This is a genomic window from Desulfobacter vibrioformis DSM 8776 (assembly GCF_000745975.1).
Taxonomy (GTDB): Bacteria; Desulfobacterota; Desulfobacteria; order Desulfobacterales; family Desulfobacteraceae; genus Desulfobacter; species Desulfobacter vibrioformis.
On sequence record NZ_JQKJ01000002.1, the window covers coordinates 257,512 to 276,061 of the forward strand.

Annotated in this window: 16 protein-coding genes; 10 read left to right on the top strand and 6 right to left on the bottom strand. The window is 52.3% G+C overall.

Features of this window, described 5'->3' with window-relative positions:
* Nucleotides 1-5 precede the first annotated feature (5 nt).
* Genes Q366_RS02920 through mads1 form a run of 3 tightly spaced genes read right to left on the bottom strand, consistent with a single transcriptional unit; the run spans nt 6 to nt 1,439 of the window.
* Nucleotides 6-596, bottom strand: coding sequence for a BREX protein BrxB domain-containing protein (locus tag Q366_RS02920; RefSeq protein WP_035236311.1), 591 nt, complete (start codon nt 594-596; stop codon nt 6-8).
* Between the two features lie 21 nt (nt 597-617).
* Entirely contained in the window at nt 618-1,229 is a 612-nt protein-coding gene (locus Q366_RS02925; protein ID WP_035236117.1) for a DUF1819 family protein, read from the bottom strand.
* 6 nt (nt 1,230-1,235) lie between these two features.
* Nucleotides 1,236-1,439 (bottom strand): methylation-associated defense system helix-turn-helix domain-containing protein MAD1, encoded by a 204-nt coding sequence (gene mads1, locus Q366_RS02930; protein ID WP_035236119.1) that lies wholly within the window; start codon nt 1,437-1,439, stop codon nt 1,236-1,238.
* 693 nt (nt 1,440-2,132) lie between these two features.
* Between mads1 and Q366_RS02935 the strand changes: the two genes are divergently transcribed.
* From Q366_RS02935 to Q366_RS02980, 10 genes are all read left to right on the top strand, one after another.
* Nucleotides 2,133-2,606: an outer membrane lipoprotein gene (locus Q366_RS02935; RefSeq protein ID WP_035236121.1), complete on the top strand. Its 474-nt coding sequence runs from the start codon at nt 2,133-2,135 to the stop codon at nt 2,604-2,606.
* A 9-nt stretch (nt 2,607-2,615) separates the two neighbouring features.
* On the top strand, nt 2,616-4,475 hold the full coding sequence (gene typA / locus Q366_RS02940; RefSeq protein WP_035236123.1) for a translational GTPase TypA: 1,860 nt from the start codon (nt 2,616-2,618) through the stop codon (nt 4,473-4,475).
* A 30-nt stretch (nt 4,476-4,505) separates the two neighbouring features.
* Entirely contained in the window at nt 4,506-6,587 is a 2,082-nt protein-coding gene (locus Q366_RS02945) for an EAL domain-containing protein (RefSeq protein WP_035236125.1), read from the top strand.
* 53 nt (nt 6,588-6,640) lie between these two features.
* A complete protein-coding gene (rsgA, locus tag Q366_RS02950) occupies nt 6,641-7,723 on the top strand; it encodes a ribosome small subunit-dependent GTPase A (RefSeq protein ID WP_035236128.1) in 1,083 nt (360 codons plus the stop codon).
* Between the two features lie 429 nt (nt 7,724-8,152).
* Complete coding sequence (locus Q366_RS02955; protein ID WP_035236130.1) at nt 8,153-9,301, top strand: aminotransferase class I/II-fold pyridoxal phosphate-dependent enzyme; 1,149 nt, start codon at nt 8,153-8,155, stop codon at nt 9,299-9,301.
* Nucleotides 9,298-10,320, top strand: coding sequence for a glycosyltransferase (locus Q366_RS02960; RefSeq protein WP_051957786.1), 1,023 nt, complete (start codon nt 9,298-9,300; stop codon nt 10,318-10,320). The genes Q366_RS02955 and Q366_RS02960 overlap by 4 nt, the downstream gene beginning before the upstream one ends.
* On the top strand, nt 10,317-12,323 hold the full coding sequence (arnA, locus tag Q366_RS02965) for a bifunctional UDP-4-amino-4-deoxy-L-arabinose formyltransferase/UDP-glucuronic acid oxidase ArnA (RefSeq protein ID WP_035236132.1): 2,007 nt from the start codon (nt 10,317-10,319) through the stop codon (nt 12,321-12,323). The genes Q366_RS02960 and arnA overlap by 4 nt, the downstream gene beginning before the upstream one ends.
* The gene (locus tag Q366_RS02970) at nt 12,302-13,228 is read left to right on the top strand and encodes a polysaccharide deacetylase family protein (RefSeq protein ID WP_035236134.1); all 927 of its coding nucleotides are present in this window, start codon (nt 12,302-12,304) and stop codon (nt 13,226-13,228) included. The genes arnA and Q366_RS02970 overlap by 22 nt, the downstream gene beginning before the upstream one ends.
* Entirely contained in the window at nt 13,225-14,907 is a 1,683-nt protein-coding gene (locus Q366_RS02975; protein WP_051957787.1) for a phospholipid carrier-dependent glycosyltransferase, read from the top strand. Before Q366_RS02970 ends, Q366_RS02975 begins: the two co-directional genes overlap by 4 nt.
* A gap of 12 nt (nt 14,908-14,919) precedes the next feature.
* Entirely contained in the window at nt 14,920-15,291 is a 372-nt protein-coding gene (locus Q366_RS02980; protein WP_035236136.1) for an SMR family transporter, read from the top strand.
* 52 nt (nt 15,292-15,343) lie between these two features.
* On the opposite strand, the gene nadA is transcribed toward Q366_RS02980, so the two are convergent.
* The 3 genes from nadA to Q366_RS02995 are packed head-to-tail and all read right to left on the bottom strand — an operon-like array spanning nt 15,344 to nt 18,534.
* Entirely contained in the window at nt 15,344-16,258 is a 915-nt protein-coding gene (gene nadA / locus Q366_RS02985; RefSeq protein WP_035236139.1) for a quinolinate synthase NadA, read from the bottom strand.
* The gene (locus tag Q366_RS02990) at nt 16,258-16,929 is read right to left on the bottom strand and encodes a LolA family protein (protein WP_035236141.1); all 672 of its coding nucleotides are present in this window, start codon (nt 16,927-16,929) and stop codon (nt 16,258-16,260) included. Before Q366_RS02990 ends, nadA begins: the two co-directional genes overlap by 1 nt.
* A gap of 15 nt (nt 16,930-16,944) precedes the next feature.
* Nucleotides 16,945-18,534: a class I adenylate-forming enzyme family protein gene (locus Q366_RS02995; protein ID WP_035236143.1), complete on the bottom strand. Its 1,590-nt coding sequence runs from the start codon at nt 18,532-18,534 to the stop codon at nt 16,945-16,947.
* Nucleotides 18,535-18,550 lie beyond the last annotated feature (16 nt).

An 18,550-nucleotide genomic window follows, 5' to 3' on the forward strand; every position in this document is an offset into this window, starting at 1 on the left:
TATGTTTACGCTTCGCAGTGAAAAATGTTAAATGCCCTGTAGTACTTGTCGTCATGAAGCTTTCCGAAAAGATCAAGAGAAGCCCTGGACTCAAGTGTATGGGTAAAGGCCCCTGGAAAAAACATGACCGTTGGCTTTTCTTTGGCAGTACTCTGCAAATTATTCAAAACATTGTGCGAACGGATGTAGGGAAACACCTCGCCGACTCCGGCAAGAAAAAGAACATCGAAATCCTCGTCTGCCAGCTTGGCTGCTATAGCCGGGACAAGATGTGTCTCAGGATCAAGTACGCCTTGCAGCAACTCTTTGAGCTGATCTTTGGAGACAGATGCCTCAATTTCAAGAACTTGATTCCAGATATTTCGTTCTTTCAGTATTTCTATTGAGAGATCATAGAGATTGATCTGCAAAATTCGAATGCCGGTCTGTTCAAGGCGATTAACCAGTTTATGACGGAGACGTTCCATGTCAACGGATTCTTCCGGTTTAAAAGGACATATGAAGAACGGCACTTCATTTCCAAGACCGTGATTTTTCAAAAAGCGCTGCCCTGAAATCACTGCATAGAGGTGCTGAAATTTGTCTTGCATTGACATTTTAATAATATCCGCTGTCACTTAAGTCACTTCCTTGGGATCGAATTCAAACATCGGAAAGCATAAGACATCGCAATGTCCTTCTTGGCAGAGAATCTCCAAAAGTTGTGGGCTAAGCATGGCCGCGTTTATCATGTTGCCGGCGGTCAAAAGATCTGCCTGGCGAAGTATCCTGAACAGGATCTGCCTCAATTTCCTTCGTGTTGCTGGAGATATCTGTTCAAGCTCCAAGTGCCATTCTGATTTTCGATTAAAGAAGGCGTCAAAATCCTCATGGGTTATATCGGTTTTGAGTGAGAGAAAGCGCTCTCGAAGAACCTCAATGGCAAAATCAGCGATGAATCTATATCGCCGGCAAACGGCAAGCCACAGGAGATAGCCTTGTTCTTGATGGCCTCCTTGATTAAGGAATTCAAGTTCGACTATACTAAGCAGCTTAAGCCGGGAAACCACCTCGCTGCAAACCCGTTTAAGGGTATTTTGTGTCCTTGCCTGCAGCAAATTCTCTTCGACCACCTTGTTTCGGACAGAGTTCCAGTCTCCTAAATCAAGATACAGCTTGGTCAGGTTCACCGACTCTCTGTGAAAAAGACCACCTGTTGTAAATGACATGCTGTATCTATTGTCACGCATTACTTTTCAAGATTCCTTTTTGTTATGTTCGGCAGCACCACCAGCCTTCACCCACTCGTCCACGTCATCTCTCTTGAACTTCCATAGACGCCCCATACGATGTGCTGGCATTTCATTTTTATCAATCCATTTGTATACGGTGTCATTGCTGACCCCTAAATACGTGCAAATCTCATTTATCGATAACCAACGGTCTTCCATCTCAGTCATTTTTCAAGCCCCTGATAGAAGGTTGAGTTTAAGCCCTGTAATTATTAAATGAAAACATAGAGGATACCATTTATTCTCTGAATTAAAATTTTAAATTAAGAACCTACCCGATGTCAAACGATCTTAACCGATTCAAACCGATTGTACTCTAAATTTTATCAGCGCTCACATGGGCTGGACAGGAATACAATCGGTTGAATCATCGTTGCTGGAGTAACCCACATTCCCCTTTCTCGAAAATGCCCGAGAGGGATACGTAAAAATGAGCGTAAAGCCAAGGCAGAGATTTTCCAGCAAATCATTTTAAGATAAAAAAAGGGTGCTTGATCTGATTAGTGGGTTTAGAAAAGATGACCAACGGACAATAATCCGTTGGTCTGTGGTGTGCCTGCCTGTGCCTAAATTGTACCCGTCAAGGTCAAATAATTAAAAACAATTCCAAACGAAACCAAAAGTAGGACGAAAAAACGCTTGATACACAAGGAGTTGAAATTTCAATGCGATGTTGATTACACGCATTGGGGTCTCAAAATCCTCTTTGTCACAGCGTTGACTTTATCCCATGCAATGATTACTTCCTTTTGTCGATTGCAGGCGGTATAATGGCACGTGTCAAGATACCGGAGACAAGAAACAAGAGGGTGAAGCGCCTTTGGCGCACATTTTTTATGTATAAACCCGGGAGAGTGAAACATGAATATAGTTGGATCAGGAACGAAATTTATTGTTTGCATCATGGCTGCAGCAATGCTGGCCATGGCAGGGTGCGCGTCATCCAGTTCCAATGTATATACCCATGAACAGGCCATGCAGGCCCAGATCGTGGATACAGGAACTGTGGAATCTGTAAAATCCGTCATTATCCAGGCCTCAAATCCCCCGGTTGCCGGTGGGGCCATCGGCGGAGTGACCGGCGGTGTGCTCGGCAGCACCATCGGCCAGGGCTCGGGCCGGCGTGTGGCCACCGTTGCCGGGGCCCTGGCTGGTGCGGCCCTGGGGGCAGTCATTGAAAAGGAAGCCGGAACCAAAGACGGGCTTGAAATTGTTGTTAATCTTGACAAAGGACGCACCATTGTGGTGGTCCAGGAGGCGGATGTACCAATGTATCCCGGGGACCGGGTGCGGGTGTTGACAGCACCGGACGGCACCACCCGGGTATCTAGATAACAGGAGCGTATGAAAAAAAACAGTGCAGTAAATGATAAATTAAGAAATGTTGCCATCATCGCCCATGTTGACCATGGGAAAACCACGCTGGTGGATGCCATGTTTAAACAGAGCGGAATGTTCCGTGAAGGCCAGGAAGTGGATGACCGGCTCATGGACTCCATGGACCTGGAGCGGGAGCGGGGCATTACCATTGCTGCCAAAAACTGCTCGGTCACCTGCAACGGAGTAAAGATCAATATTATTGACACCCCGGGCCATGCCGATTTCGGCGGTGAGGTGGAGCGCGCCCTTTCCATGGCGGATTCCGCCATTCTGCTGGTGGATGCCTCTGAAGGGCCTTTGCCCCAGACCCGGTTTGTGCTTAAAAAAACCTTTGAGGCCGGCCTTCCCGTACTTGTGATCATCAACAAGATTGACCGCAAGGATGCCCGGACCGACGAGGTACTGGACATGGTCTACGACCTGTTTATCGATCTTGGCGCTACGGATGAGCAGCTGGATTTTACCTATCTCTACGCCATTGGCCGGGACGGGATTGTCAAACGGGAACTGGAAGAAGAGGTGGATAACCTGAAGGTCCTTTTTGATATTATTGTCAATGAGATGCCCGCGCCGTCCTATGATCCTGACGCCCCTTTCCAGATGCTGGTATCAGACCTCGGCTATTCCGATTACCTGGGGCGCCTCGCCATTGGCAAGGTATTCAACGGGTCTGCCGCCTCCAATGCGTCTCTGGTGTGTATGAATGAGGACGGCGGCCAGAAACAGCTCAAGGTGTCCAAACTCCAGTCCTATGACGGCATGACGCTGGTGCCGGTGGATCAGGCAGACACCGGAGATATCGTTGTGCTGGCAGGCATTGAGGATGTAAAAATCGGTGATACCATCTGCACCCGGGAAAATCCCCTGGCCCTGCCCAGGATTACAGTGGACGAACCCACGGTGTTCATGCGGTTTGCCATTAACACCTCCCCCTTTGCCGGCAAAGAGGGTAAAAATGTTCAGTCCAGGAAAATCCGGGAGCGCCTGCTTAAGGAAACCCTGCTCAATGTGGCCATTGAGGTGGAAGAGAGCAGTGATGACGACAGCTTTGTGGTCAAGGGCCGCGGTGAACTGCAGCTGGCCATTCTCATTGAAACCATGCGCCGGGAGAATTTTGAAATGTGCGTGGGACGCCCCAAGGTTATTTACCGCGAAGAGAACGGACAGATCCTGGAGCCCATTGAACACCTGTTCGTGGACTGCGATGAGAATTTCATGGGCGTGGTCACCGAAAAACTGTCTGTCAGAAAAGGCAAGATGACCAACCTGGTAAACAACGGCAAGGGCCGGGTCCGCCTGGAGTTCTCTATCCCGTCCCGTTCCCTGATCGGGTACCGGGACGAGTTCATGACCGACACCCGGGGCACGGGCATCCTGAACTCCTATCTGTCCGGGTATGAACCCCATCGCGGGGAGTTTCCCGTGCGCTACACAGGCTCCATTGTGTGTGACCGCCAGGGTAAGGCCGTGCCCTATGCCCTGTTTAATCTGGAACCCCGGGGAAGGCTGCTGATCACGCCCGGAACACCGGTATACGAGGGCATGGTCATTGGCGAACACAACCGCCATTCTGATATTGACGTCAATGCCTGCAAGGAAAAGAAGCTGACCAACATGCGGGCTTCGGGCAAAGACGATGCCACGATCTGCTCTCCGATTAAACCCATGACCCTTGAACAGGCCATCCATTTTATCAGGGATGATGAAATGGTTGAGGTGACCCCCTTATCCATCCGCATCCGCAAGGTGGAACTCAATGCTGCCAAACGGCATATCCTGGCCGGAAAGCTCAAGAAAAAGGATACAGAAGACCTGATACGATAACGCTGCACAAGCCTGAAATAAGGTGATGTGATGGATAAAGAGAGCAACAGAACACCCATATGGCTTGAATCCGCCTATGGTCCGGGGGCGGATAAAATGCTTTCCACCCTTGGACCGGCCAGGGCACAGATTGCCGGGGCAGTGGATAATTTTTATCACACATTGTTAAAGATTCCTGCCGCAGAAAAAATTCTGGGAAATATCTCCGGCCGGGAGTTTGACCGGCTGAAAAAATCCCAGGCCGCTTATCTGACCATGATCGTGTCCCCGGGTATCACCGTAGATGAGCATCGCCGAATGGCTTTGAAGATCGGTTACATGCACTGTTTTGTGGGGGTATCCACAGATCTGCTCACAGAGTCTTCAATCCTTTATGCCGATATTGCAGGTCTTCTGACCTCAGGCGCAGGCGCCGATGAGGATGCACTTAAACGTTTGATTTCCCGGCGCCTGCAATTTGATGTGATCACACAAATAGAGGCCTATGCGGCAGTCCAGCACACCCGCCTTGACGTCTATAACCAGGTCAGCCGTCTAAAAGACCCGGAAACCACCCTGGATTTAATGGGAGCCGTGTTGAATCTGCTCATGAATTCGTTTGAAAAGAGCATTTCCGGCGTGGCCTTTGGCAGCGTGAAGAACGGCACTTACCGCCATATGCTCTCCATGGGGCATGTCCCCTTTGGGCCGGAACATGGCAGTGACACCGGATACCCCACAGTTAAAATACCTACAATAGAAGAAGCCTGGTTCAACGAACAGTCGTTTGTGAAAAATCATGTATATGACTGTTCCGAATCATTTGGCAGCCTCAAAGAAGCCTGCGTCACCAAAGGGATCCGTTCTTTTGGTTTTTTCATGCTCCACGACCTGAAATATGCCCCCAAAGCATATCTGCTTGTGTGCGGAAAATTCCCCGGATATTTTTCCGACAAATCCATGAGGTATTACTGGAATCACCTGGCAGACGTGATTGGGGGTCATTTTGACATGATTGAACGCTCCCGGGCCAAGCGGCAAAGCCGCCTGTCCGACGGACTGACGTACCGGCAGCTTCTGGCACGCCAGCGGGTGAATATGTATTACCAGCCGATTATTGATCCTGCCACCGGATGTACGGTGAAAGTAGAGGCCCTGGCCCGGCTGGTGGACGGGGAGCGGATTATTTCCCCGGGACTGTTTCTGCCCTCCTTTGGCACAAGTCATCTGCGGGACCTGTTTGAGATCGGGTTGGCCCAGGTGCTCGAAAACTTGTCCCGGGTCAGCAAGACGCCGGTGATGTGCAGCATTAATCTGCCGCCCGAGGCCCTGCTGGATAAAGAGTGGCTTGGGAAACTGCCGGGATATCTTGTGCAGGCAGGCGCGGATCCCCAGCGGGTATGTCTTGAGATCCTTGAATCCTCGCTCCATGATGATCCCGGGGTGATGAAACAGTTATTCGCCCTGCGTGAAGCAGGTTACGGCATTTTCCTTGATGATGTGGGGGCCGGCGAATCCTCTCTGTTGCGTCTGGTGAACCTGCCGGTCTCCGGGATCAAAATAGACCAGAGCTTTGTGCGTTCCTTGCCCCACAGCTTTGAAAATATTGATCTGATTCTCTCCCTGCGGTTTCTGGCACAGAACCGCGGGCTTGAATGTATTGCCGAAGGTGTTGAAAATATAGATATTGCAGAGACCTTGTTCCATATGAGCAAGGGGCATATTTTTTTCCAGGGATATGCCTACGCAAAGCCGATGCCCGCTGAAGACCTCGCTGTCTGGCTGGCCCGGTACAACCCGTGTACGCCTGAGCCCAAGAGCCCCCAGACCCTTTACGGCTGGTATTCAGGTCATATTGGCAGGCTTTTTTCCATGCGTAATGCCCTGCACACGATTCCCGACCTGATAGATGTGAATCGCCTGCAAACCGCAGAATCCTGTCCTTTACATGCAAATATATGCAAGATCGGAGGCCATGCCGAAATTGAAGAAGCCCACCGGCAGTGGCACACCGATTATGCAAAATTTGTCAGAAAAATTCAGTCCGGTGCCGACCACCAGGCCCTGTGGCAGACACTTGAGGCGTCCAAGCGCAACCTGCAGGTTCTGATTAAAAGCGCCATCAGTAAATAGTTCGTGCCTGAACACCGAATTGATACATGTCATAACGAGGAGTAACCTAGCGTATGAAAGACCATCATTTTAAACATCTTTCCCATTTGGGTTGGGCATCCTGTTTCCAGTCACAGCTGAAAAATATTGACGATAATTCTCTTATCCCGGCCAGGGTGACCGGGGTCAGGAGAAACAGTTTTTTTATCAATGACGGAAAAGGAGAGCGGACAACAACCCTATCCGGGAAACTTCAACATGAGTGCGGCAGCACATATCCGGTTGTCGGAGACTGGGTTATGACCAGACAAACAGTTATCACCCGGATATTGTCGCGAAAAAACACCCTGACCCGGGGCGCTTCAGGCATGCGCAGCCGAAAATCAGGCGAGGGCCGGGAGCAGATCATCGCGGCCAATCTTGACAGCGTATTTATCGTTACCGGACTTGACCGGGATTTTAATCTGCGCCGCATTGAGCGCTACCTGACCCTGGTCTATAACTGCGGGCTGAATCCGGTAATCATCCTGACAAAGGCGGATCTTCACCAGGCTCCCGAACATTTTGTGAACCAGGTGGAAACCATTGCATTCGGCGTTCCCGTACATCTGGTATCTGCTTTGGATAATTCAGGGCTGTCCGACCTGACGCCCTATCTGGGGCATGGCCGGACCTGTGTCATGGCGGGATCTTCCGGCACAGGCAAATCCACGCTGATCAACCGGCTGTACGGTAAAACCGTCCAGGCAACCGGCGAGGTCAGTGCCCATGTGGGAAAGGGGACCCACACCACCACGTCCCGGGATCTGATCCTAATGCCCCAGGGCGGAATGATCATTGACAATCCCGGTATCCGTGAAATCAGTTTCTGGGATATTGACCAGGGTGTTGAATCGACCTTTCCGGAAATAGAAACGCTGGGGGACGAATGCCGTTTTTCAGACTGCACCCACACCCACGAACCCGGGTGCAGGGTTCTTACCGCCGTCCAGGACGGAGAATTGACCGAAGCCAGGTTGGAAAACTACCGCAAAATGAAACGGGAACTGGAATATATTTCCTCCCGGAGAAACAAGAGTGCAGATCGTGTGGAAAAAGAACGGTGGAAAGAGGTGACCATGAAAATAAAATCCATATCCGCCAAAAAGCCCTTTTAATTTGTATTATTTTTTAATTTGATTTTATCCACTCATCAAACCTAAGGCGGCAGAGCCGCAGAAACTAGAGACTGGAAACTAGAAACAAGAAGAAAGGAGTCTAACAATTTCTTGTTTTTTATGACAGAAGCTCAGGAGTAAGGCACTAAGCGCAAATGCCGAGCCACAGTCAACGGTATAGTCAAGTCTCGCCCTCCCCCCCTCCCCAAGGCTTGGACAGCCTTGGGGCCTGAATAAACTCTGATTCTTAAAAAAAATTTAAACCGTCGTCAAAGTCGTCGCGGTGGCAGTATTCAGGTGCCTGGGGTCGGCATCACGTTCAATCTCTTCATAAAATCTTCATTTTCCGTATGACATAATTCCCAGCCGTAACCGCCTGTGTATATCAGAGCGTCTATTTGGAAAATTTTTGTTAAAAAAAAGGAACATATGAGACCTCAATTTTTGCCGTTTTCCAGACCGTCCATTAGCGAGCCTGAAATTGATGCTGTCGCAAATGTGCTGCGATCCGGATGGATTACCACCGGGCCAAAGGCTGCTGAATTTGAAGCCGCTTTTTCTGCCTATTGCCATGCAGGGGGAGCGGTTGCCCTGTGCTCAGCCACGGGCGGGATGCATCTTGTGCTGGCGGCCTTGAACATTGGCCCTGGCGACGAGGTGATCACCCCGTCCATGACCTGGGTTTCCACAGTAAACCTCATCAAGCTGGCCGGTGCCACCCCCATCTTTGCTGACGTAGACCGTGACACCCTGATGATCTCTGCTGAGCACATCGAGCATCTCATCACCGAACGGACCAGATTGATCGTCCCGGTGCATTTTGCCGGAGCGGCTGCAGATATGGATGCTTTACGCAGCCTGGCCCGGAAACGGAATATTCCTCTGGTTGAAGATGCGGCCCATGCCGCAGGTACCGAATACCGGGGAGAGAGGATAGGCTGCCGGTCCACGGCCGTTTTCTCTTTTCACCCCATCAAAAACATGACATCCGGCGAGGGCGGAATGATCTGCTCAGATGATCCCGCCCTTTTATCGGCGCTCCGCCGGCTGAAATTCCACGGCCTTGGTGTGGATGCCTATGACCGGACCATGCAGGGAAGGTCTTCCCAGGCGGAAGTGCTGGCGCCAGGATTCAAGTACAACCTCACCGACATGGCTGCAGTCCTGGGCATGGGCCAGCTGGACCGGCTGGAAGACTTTATTCAAAAAAGGACCCTGCTGGCCCGCCGCTACCTGAAACTTCTGGCAGAGGTGGATGAAATTTTGCCCCTGGGCCAGCCGTCCTATTCCATTCGCCACGCCTGGCACCTGTTTGTGGTCCGGCTGAACACAAAAGGGGCGCGAATGGACCGGGCAACCTTTATGAACGGGCTGAAACAGAGAAACATCGGCACCGGCATCCACTTCAAAGCCGTGCATACCCAGAAATACTATCGGGAAACCATGCCCTTGGCCGCAGCAAACCTGCCCCATACCCAGTGGAATTCAGAGCGGATCTGCTCTCTGCCCCTGTTTCCCGACATGACCCCGGAGGACGTGGACCGCGTTGTGAAAGCGATTAAGGAGGTACTGGCGTGAAGGAACTGGACATTTCCCTGGTCATCCCGGTGTACAACGAGAAGGAAAACCTCCCTGAACTCATAGGCCGCTGCCTGTCTGCCCTCAAGCCCCTCAGGCGGCCCTTTGAAGTCATCCTGGTGGATGACGGCAGCAGGGACGGGTCCAGGGAACTCATTCGAAATGCGGCTGACCATCACCCGGAAATCGTGGGGATATTTTTAAACCGGAATTACGGCCAGCACCCGGCGGTCTTTGCCGGACTGGAACATAGCTGCGGTCACATCGTGGTGACCCTGGACGCCGACCTCCAGAATCCGCCGGAAGAGATCCCCAGGCTTGTGGCGGAGATAGACCGCGGTGTGGACGTAGTGGGCACAGTGCGCCAGAACCGGCAGGACTCCCTGTTCCGCCGCAGCGCATCCGCTGTGATCAACCGGCTTGTCAGACAGGCAACCGGCGTGATGATGACAGATTACGGCTGCATGCTCAGGGCCTACCGGCGTCCCATTGTCCAGGCCATGCTCCAGTGCCGTGAACGGTCCACCTTTATTCCCATTCTGGCCAACAGTTTTGCCGGCAATTCCGTTGAGATCCCTGTTGATCATGCATCCCGGGAAAACGGAAAATCCAAGTACAGCTTTTTCAAGTTGATTTCCCTTCAGTTTGACCTGCTCACCTCCATGTCCACTTATCCCCTGCGGCTTCTTTCTCTGATCGGATCGGTGATCGCCGCCAGCGGCATCGGCTTCGGCCTGTTGCTGATGGTGTTGCGGTTCGCCTGGGGGGCCCAGTGGGCTGCCCAAGGCATATTTACCTTGTTTGCTGTACTCTTTTTCTTTGTCGGAGCCCAATTCATCGGTATGGGGCTTCTCGGAGAATATATCGGACGTATCTATCACGATGTACGGAATCGTCCCCGTTTTTTCATCCAGGAAATCAACGCTGCCGCACCGCTGAATACCCAGGCGGAAAAGGCGGATAAACCCTGTGGGTCTGCCACTGACCCAGGGCAATACATTATTAAGGAGTCAATATGAAAACCGTTGTACTGGCCTATCATAATATCGGATGCATCGGCATCAAAGCCCTTCTGGACCATGGATACGACATCCAGGCGGTCTTTACCCATGGGGATGATCCCCATGAAGCCGTATGGTTCGCATCTGTGGCGGAACTGGCCGCAGCCAGCGGGATCCCGGTCTATTCTCCTGAAGATATCAACCACCCCCTCTGGGTCGGACGGATCAGGGCCCTGGCCCCGGATCAAATTTTTTCCTTTTACTACCGCAATATGGTGGGGCAGGAAATCCTGGCCATTCCCCCCAAAGGCTGCATGAACCTGCACGGCTCCCTTTTGCCCCGCTACCGGGGCCGGTGCCCGGTGAACTGGGTACTGGTCAACGGGGAGACTGAAACCGGGGTCACCCTGCACCACATGACCCCCCGGCCGGATGACGGGGACATCGTGGGCCAAAAACAGGTGCCTGTCCTTGAAACGGACACCGCCCTGACCCTGCACCAAAAAATCGGCAAGGCTGCCGGTGGGCTTCTGGCAGAGCTTTTGCCAAAGATTCTGGACGGTACTGCCCCGCGTATGCCCCAAAAAAACGCTGTGGCAAGTTACTTTAAGGGCCGCAGGCCTGGGGACGGACAGATTGACTGGACAAAAAGCGCCAGGGTTGTCAGGAACCTGGTGCGCGCTGTGACCCGGCCCTATCCCGGCGCCTTTTCCTTTCTGGGCAACCGGAAGTGCCTTTTCTGGGATGTGGCAGAGGTTGCCTTTGCCTCGGATGCCGCCCCAGGCACCATCCTCTCCCTGGCCCCCTTTTGTATCGCCTGCGGCAGCGGTGCGGTGGAGGTGCGCTACGGCCAGGGGGAAAACAGCCTTTACATGAGCGGGAAGCAGCTTGCCCAGGAGCTGAAGCTTGCGCCCGGCATGCGTTTTTACGGAGGAACCGGGTCTGTGCTGGCCACAAGGCGCAAACAGCATGTCCTGATCCTCGGGGTCAACGGCTTTATTGGCAACCACCTGAGCAAACGGCTGCTGGACAGCGGCGACTTTGAGGTCCACGGCATGGATCTGAGATCAGACTGCATCCAGGATCTGCTGGAACATCCGGATTTCCATTATACAGAGGGGGATATCTCCATCATGCGGGAGTGGATTGAGTATCATGTCCGCAAATGCGATATTGTCCTGCCCCTGGTGGCCATTGCCACTCCCATCGAATATGTCAGGAATCCACTGCGGGTATTTGAGCTGGATTTCGAGGAAAACCTGCGCATTGTCCGGTACTGCGTCAAATATAAGAAGCGGCTGATTTTTCCCTCCACCTCAGAGGTTTACGGCATGTGTGAGGATGACAAGTTTAACGAGGAATGCTCCAACTTTGTCCTGGGCCCCATCCATAAGCAGCGCTGGATTTACTCCTGCAGCAAGCAGATGCTGGACCGGGTCATCTGGGCCTATGGGAAGACCCAGGGGCTGCCGTTCACCATTTTTCGGCCTTTTAACTGGGTCGGACCCAAACTGGACTCCCTTAAGTCCGCCAGGATCGGCAGTTCCCGGGTGATCACCCAGTTTATTTTAAACCTGGTGGAAGGTGCTCCCATCCGGCTGGTGGACGGCGGCCAGCAGAAACGCTGCTTCACCGATTACAAAGACGGGGTTGAATGCCTGTTCAGGATCATCGAAAACAGAAACGGCCAGTGCAACAGCCGTATTTTCAATATCGGCAACCCGGATAACGAATACAGCATGGCCGACCTTGCCGGTATTCTGAAGCGGGAATTCGCCAAACATCCGCTCAGATCCCAGTTTCCTCCGGACGGCGGGACAGAGTGTATCGAAGCCCGGGCTTATTACGGGTCCGGTTACCAGGATGTCCAGCACAGACGGCCGTCCATCTGCCAGGCCCAGAAGCTTCTGGGATGGACCCCGGCGGTCCCCTTTGAGCAGTCCGTGGCAGAGACCCTGGATTATTTCCTCAACGCTGTGGAGAAGGTGAAAACCGAAGAATGCAAACTCAAGTCGGCCTAAGAATAGATGTGGATACCCTGCGCGGCACCCGGAAAGGGGTTCCGAGCTTGCTGGCGCTGCTGGAGCGCCACCGGATCAAGGGAACCTTTTTCTTTTCCGTGGGTCCGGATAATATGGGCCGTCATCTCTGGCGGCTTGTGCGGCCGGGTTTTCTGATAAAAATGCTCAGGACAAAGGCAGCCAGCCTTTACGGATGGGACATTCTACTGAGGGGAACCCTGTGGCCCGGACCTGTCATCGGCAAAAAAAGCCCTGAACCCATGCGCAGGGCTGCAACAGAGGGCCATGAGGTGGGACTCCACGCCTGGGACCACCACCGCTGGCAAAAGGAGATTGAGCGGATGGACCCGGCAACCCTTACAGGGGAAATCCGGAAAGGGTATGAACTGCTGGAAAAAATTATCGGCAGGCCTCCGGACTGTTTTGCCGCCCCGGCCTGGAAGGTTACCCCGGAGGGCCTGTCCGCCCTGGAACAGTTCCCCTTCCGGTTTGAATCGAACTGCAGGGGGGAGGCCCCTTTTTATCCGGTAACAGGCCAACGCTGCCATTGCCACCCCCAGATCCCAGCCACCCTGCCGACCTATGATGAACTGGTGGGCAGGCAATGTACGCCGGAAACCTATAACGCCCACCTGCTGAACCTGATTCAGCCAGGACGGTTTAACGTACTGACCATCCATGCCGAGGTGGAGGGCATCCTTTGCCTGAACCTGTTCGATAATTTTCTGAGTCAAGCCGGGAAGCGGGGAATCGGCTTTTCGCCCCTGGGAGAGATCTATGCCGGCACTCCTGAGATTAAAAAATCACACCTGGCCCAAGTCACTGCAGCCGGCAGGGAAGGATGGATCTCCTGCCAGGCCCCCCTGTCTGAAACCTGTGTCAACCTGGAGAAATTGCCCCAATGAGTAAAACGAACCAATTTACCGTCCTGCTGCTGGTCTCTTTTTTTCTGCTGGCCTATATCCTGCCTTTGGGGGTCAGAGATCTTGTGGTGCCGGATGAGACCAGGTACGCCGAAGTGCCAAGGGAAATGATTGCCAGCGGCGACTGGATCTCTCCCCGTATCAACGGGCTGCGCTACTTTGAAAAACCGGTCATGGGATACTGGGTTCATGCCGCATCCCTTAAGCTTTTCGGGGAGAATAATTTTGCCGTGCGCTTTCCATCGGCCCTGGCGGTTGGCCTGTCCGCCGTTTTGATCTTTTTTCTGATGCAGAATGCAGGCAGCCGGAAGGATGAACAAAGGCAGTTTTACGCCTTGCTGGCCCCCTTGATCTTTCTCTCCTGTTTTGAGGTCTTTGGCGTGGGAAATACCGCTGTACTGGACACTCTGTTTTCATTTTTTCTGACCGCCACCATCACCGGATTTTACCTTGCGTCTGAAGCCGGGCCCGGCTCGACGCGGGAAAAAGGGTTACTGCTGGTGTCCGGCATTTTCTGCGGTTTCGCATTCCTGACCAAGGGGTTTCTGGCCTTTGCCGTACCCGTGCTGACGCTTGCCCCCTATCTGGTCTGGGAACGAAGATACAAGGATCTGTTCCGGATGAGCTGGCTGCCGATCCTGACGGCTTTGATTGCAGCCGCGCCCTGGAGCATCCTCATTCATTTAAAGGAACCGGATTTCTGGCATTTTTTCTTCTGGAACGAACATATCCGCAGGTTCCTGGCAGACAATGCCCAGCACCGTGAATCCTTCTGGTTTTTCTTTCTGGCAGCCCCGGCGATGTTCCTTCCATGGACATTTGTAAGCCCGGCCGCTATCCAGGGGATCGCCGCCCAGTTCCGCGGGGACGGCCCAAAGCATCGGCTGCTGCGGATCAGCCTCTGCTGGCTGATCCTGCCCTTTTTGTTCTTCTCGCTCTCCAGGGGAAAACTGCTCACCTATATTCTGCCCTGTTTTCCGCCTTTTGCCATTCTCATGGCGACCGGGTTCCGGCACCGGTTCAAGGAACCGGGGCCAAACCGGTTTTTCCAGGGAGGGACGGCGGTAACCGCCATGCTGTTCGCAGTCATTCTGCTTGCCTTCCCCATGATTCAGTTTTTCGGCTTCAACGGATTCAGGCCTTTCAGCGAATCCTGGAAAATGATGATGGTCATCAACGGCCTGGCTTTTTTTGTGCTGCTCAGCGCCTGGTCGCTGAAAAGCCGCCACCCGCAGGTCAAACTCATTCTCTTCGGTGCCGCCCCCCTGTTTTTCTTTTTTATCGCCCACTTCACCATTCCGGATCTGACCCGTGAAGTTAAATGTCCCGGACCTATTCTGGAAAAGTACAGGCAAAATGTTTCCCGTGACGACATCATCATTTCCGATGAGAATTCGCTCAGGGCGGTTTGCTGGTATTTGAAACGAAACGACGTCTATATCCTTGGGGGGGCCGGTGAAATGGATTATGGATTGACATATCCGGATGCCAAGGGCAGACAGCTTGATGCCAAAGCTGCAGCCGGCCTGATCCGAGAAAACCGGGGCAAGGCGATTCTGATTGCCAGGGTCAGAAATGTGACTCAATGGCAAAATCAGTTCCCTGCCCCTGTTTTTCAAGACCGGAACGGTCCCGCAGGATATGTGTTCTTGCGGTATTAAAAGGAAACAAACATGGCCATCTACCTTCCTATGATTATTTTCGGCGTCCTGCTGAACGCGGCCGCCCAACTGGCGCTTAAACAGGGAATGCGGCAAATCGGTTACTTTGAGTTTTCCCTGCAGAACAGCGGTCTTCTTTTTTTTGCCGTTGCCTCAAGTCCGTATATTCTTGCCGGATTGGCCTGTTACGTCGTCAGTGTGGTGGTCTGGCTGCTGGTGCTCTCCAGGGTCGAGGTCAGCTATGCCTATCCTTTGCTGTCCATCGGCTATATTGTCACGGCCTTTGCGGGATGGCGCTTCTTTCAGGAAAATATCAGCCTGACACGCTGGGCCGGAATCGCCGTCATCTGCCTCGGGGTCTGGCTGATCACCCGTTCCGCCTGAACACCTGACACGAGGGGGGACCATGACCGTTAAAACCAGGATCACCTTTCATCTATTTGGTATTAATCATTTTTTTAACAGCATTCATGGCTTTGATACGGATTGTTTCTTCAACCGTCACCTGTCCTGACATATTTTCAAGACAGTTCATAATATCCTGCAATCGTGTTTTCTTCATGTCCGGGCATACCAGTTGATCTGATACGGGAAAAAAGGTTTTTTCAGGGTGTGCCTTTGAAATGGCATGGATCAAGCCTGTCTCCGTGCCCAGAATAAACTGGTCGGCAGAACTGTCACCGGCAAACCGGATCATTCCCGATGTGGACTGGATGCTGTCGGCAAGTTCAAGCACATCAGGGGGGCACTCCGGGTGGGCCACAAACAGGGCTTTGGGGTGAGCGGATTTCGATGCGTTGACCGCGTCAACACTTAAATCGTTGTGAAAGGGGCAGTATCCTTCCCACAAATGGACCTTTTTACCGGTATTGGCCGCAGCATAAAGGGCCAGGTTCCGGTCCGGTGTCATGAGCACTTCATCCGCCGTTAAGGCGTTTACCACCTTGACCACATTGGCGGAGGTGCAGCAGATATCAGATACCGCCTTTACTGCAGCAGATGAGTTGACGTAGGTGATGACAGGGATGCCGCCAAGCTCTTCCTTGCGTCTGACCAGTGCCTGGGGGGTCACCATATCTGCCATGGGACACCCGGCATCGGGATTGGGCATGAGTACTATTTTGTCCGGGCAGAGGATGGCTGCGGTTTCGGCCATAAAGCGGACCCCGCAGCAGACAATAATGTCCGCATCCGTGGCAGCCGCCTTTATGCTCATTTCGAGGGAATCGCCGCACAGATCCGCTAGGTCCTGAATCTGGGCAGGCTGGTAATTATGGGCCAGGATAATGGCCTTCTTTGCCTTGGCCAGGTTCCGGATTTGGTGGTGGAGTGTAGAATTTTTAGTCGTCATCAGTCCATTTCTATCATTTCTGTCCCCGGCGGGGGGGTAAATTCAAATATTTGTTCGTCAAACGTGCTGAACGTGATTTTGGTAAATATGAACCTGGTGGTGTCCCCGTAAATATTTTCGGTTTCCACCGCAGAGATTTCATATCCTGGAAGATTCACTGTGATACGTATTTTTGCAAGCTCTGGGGTCTGTTTTTTCGGGGTCAGCATAAGCTGTGCAAAGTTTTTTCCCGATTTGCCCGGTTCAATGATGAACTCTTCTCTGATTTTCCGGATATCTGCCAGAAATGCGCCGCCTGAGCCGGACTGAAAAAACGGGGCGGCATCTCCGGTCATCACCTGGTTTTCTTCGGGACGGTAAATCCACAGATTTTTCCCATTGGTGATGATTTCATGGTTGTCTGAACTTTCATATGCCCATTTCATTTTTCCCGGGTGGCTGAACCAGGCTTTGCCTTTGGCGATTTCAGTCACGTCCAGAGCGGTCAGACGTGAGGCTTGTTCAAAATCGGCACTGAAACTTTTGTTGGCGTATTTTGCCTCAATACCGGAGACGATTTCGGCGGTTTTACCATCAAAGGACGGGGCCGCATTGCAGGACAAGGGTACCAGTATCATGGAGATAAAAACCGCCATTGCCCATGCGGTAAAACGCCTGGCCATATATTTCATTTTATTTCCCCTTTATTATTTGAGCAGCAATTCCATGGATTTGCGCTTGTCTTCGGCATAAATTCTTCGCAGTTTCGGTTTTTCTATTTTACCGGTGGGGTTTCTGGGTACGTCACCGAAAAATATTTTTTTCAGTTGCTTGTACCTGGGAAGCTCACTCTGGAAATCAAGAATATCCTGTTCACACATCATGGTATCGGGTTTAAGGCTGATAATACCGGCAGGGATCTCTCCTAAACGTTCGTCAGGCACGCCGATCACCGCAATATCCCGGATTTTTTCATGCTTGAGAAAAAAATTTTCAATTTCCACAGGAAAAATGTTCTCCCCGCCATAGATGATCACATCTTTTTTGCGGTCCACAAGCCAGATAAACCCCTCCTTGTCATACCTGGCCATGTCCCCGGTAAACAGCCATCCGTTTTTTATGGTTTTGGCCGTGGCTTCGGGATTTTTGTAATATTCTTTCATCATCCCTGGCCCTTTGACAATAAGCTCACCGGTTTCACCAAAGGGCAGATGGGTGCCCTGCTTGTCCACGATCCGGGCTTGCCAGCCATATCCGGGAAGACCTATGGGGCCGATCCGGTCCGCGTTTGCCACGCCTAGATGGATACACCCGGGGCCTGAGGACTCGGTCAAACCATAATTGGTGTCGTAATCCTGACCGGGGAAATGGTTGCGCCAGTTCCGGATCAGGCTTGGCGGAACAGGCTGGGCCCCGATGTGCATGAGGCGCCACTGGGAAAGGCTGTAGTCAGCGGGATTGATCCGGCCGCTGTCAATGGCAATGAGAATGTCATGGGCCCAGGGCACCAGCAACCAGGCAATGGTACACTTCTCTTCGGATACAGCCTCAATGATCCATTCTGACTTGACACCGTTGAGCAGAACGCATTTGCCCCCCACCAGAAAAGAGCCCATCCAGTGCATCTTAGCACCGGTGTGGTAAAGGGGCGGGATACACAGGAATACGTCATCATGGGTTTGGCTGTGGTGCTCATTTTCCACTTTACATGCGTGCATCAACGCCCTGTGGGTGTGCAGAACCGCCTTGGGGGTGCCGGTGGTTCCGGAGGTGAAATACAGGGCTGCATCGTCTTCAGGGGTTATGTCCACATCCGGAGTCGTGAGGCCGTCTGCTTCACAGATAAATTGGTCAAAAGAACAGGCCCAGTCCGGACAGTCATTCTCCGGTCCTGTGTATATCCACAATTCCACAAACCGGGATAATTCCTGTCTGATTTCTTCCAGCCGGTCCACAAATTCAGGGCCGAAAATAAAAACCTTGGCTTCTGCTGTTACGGTACACAAACGGATTTTATCTGATTCAAACCTGAAGTTCAGGGGAACAATCCAGGCCCCGGTATATAATACCCCGAAATAGATGGGCAGCCACGCCAGGCAATTGGTCATGAGCTGGACCACTTTATCCCCTTTTTTAATGCCTTTGGCCTGCAGGGCATTGGCTGTCTGAACGCTTTGCCGGTAAAAACCGGACCAGGTAATCTGGACGCGCCGGCCCGTGGCCGGGGTTCGTTCAATTAAAGCTGTTTTTTCCGGGTAACGTGCGTTGTTCTGCCGGAGGATGTCGGTGATGATCATATTAAATCAACATTTC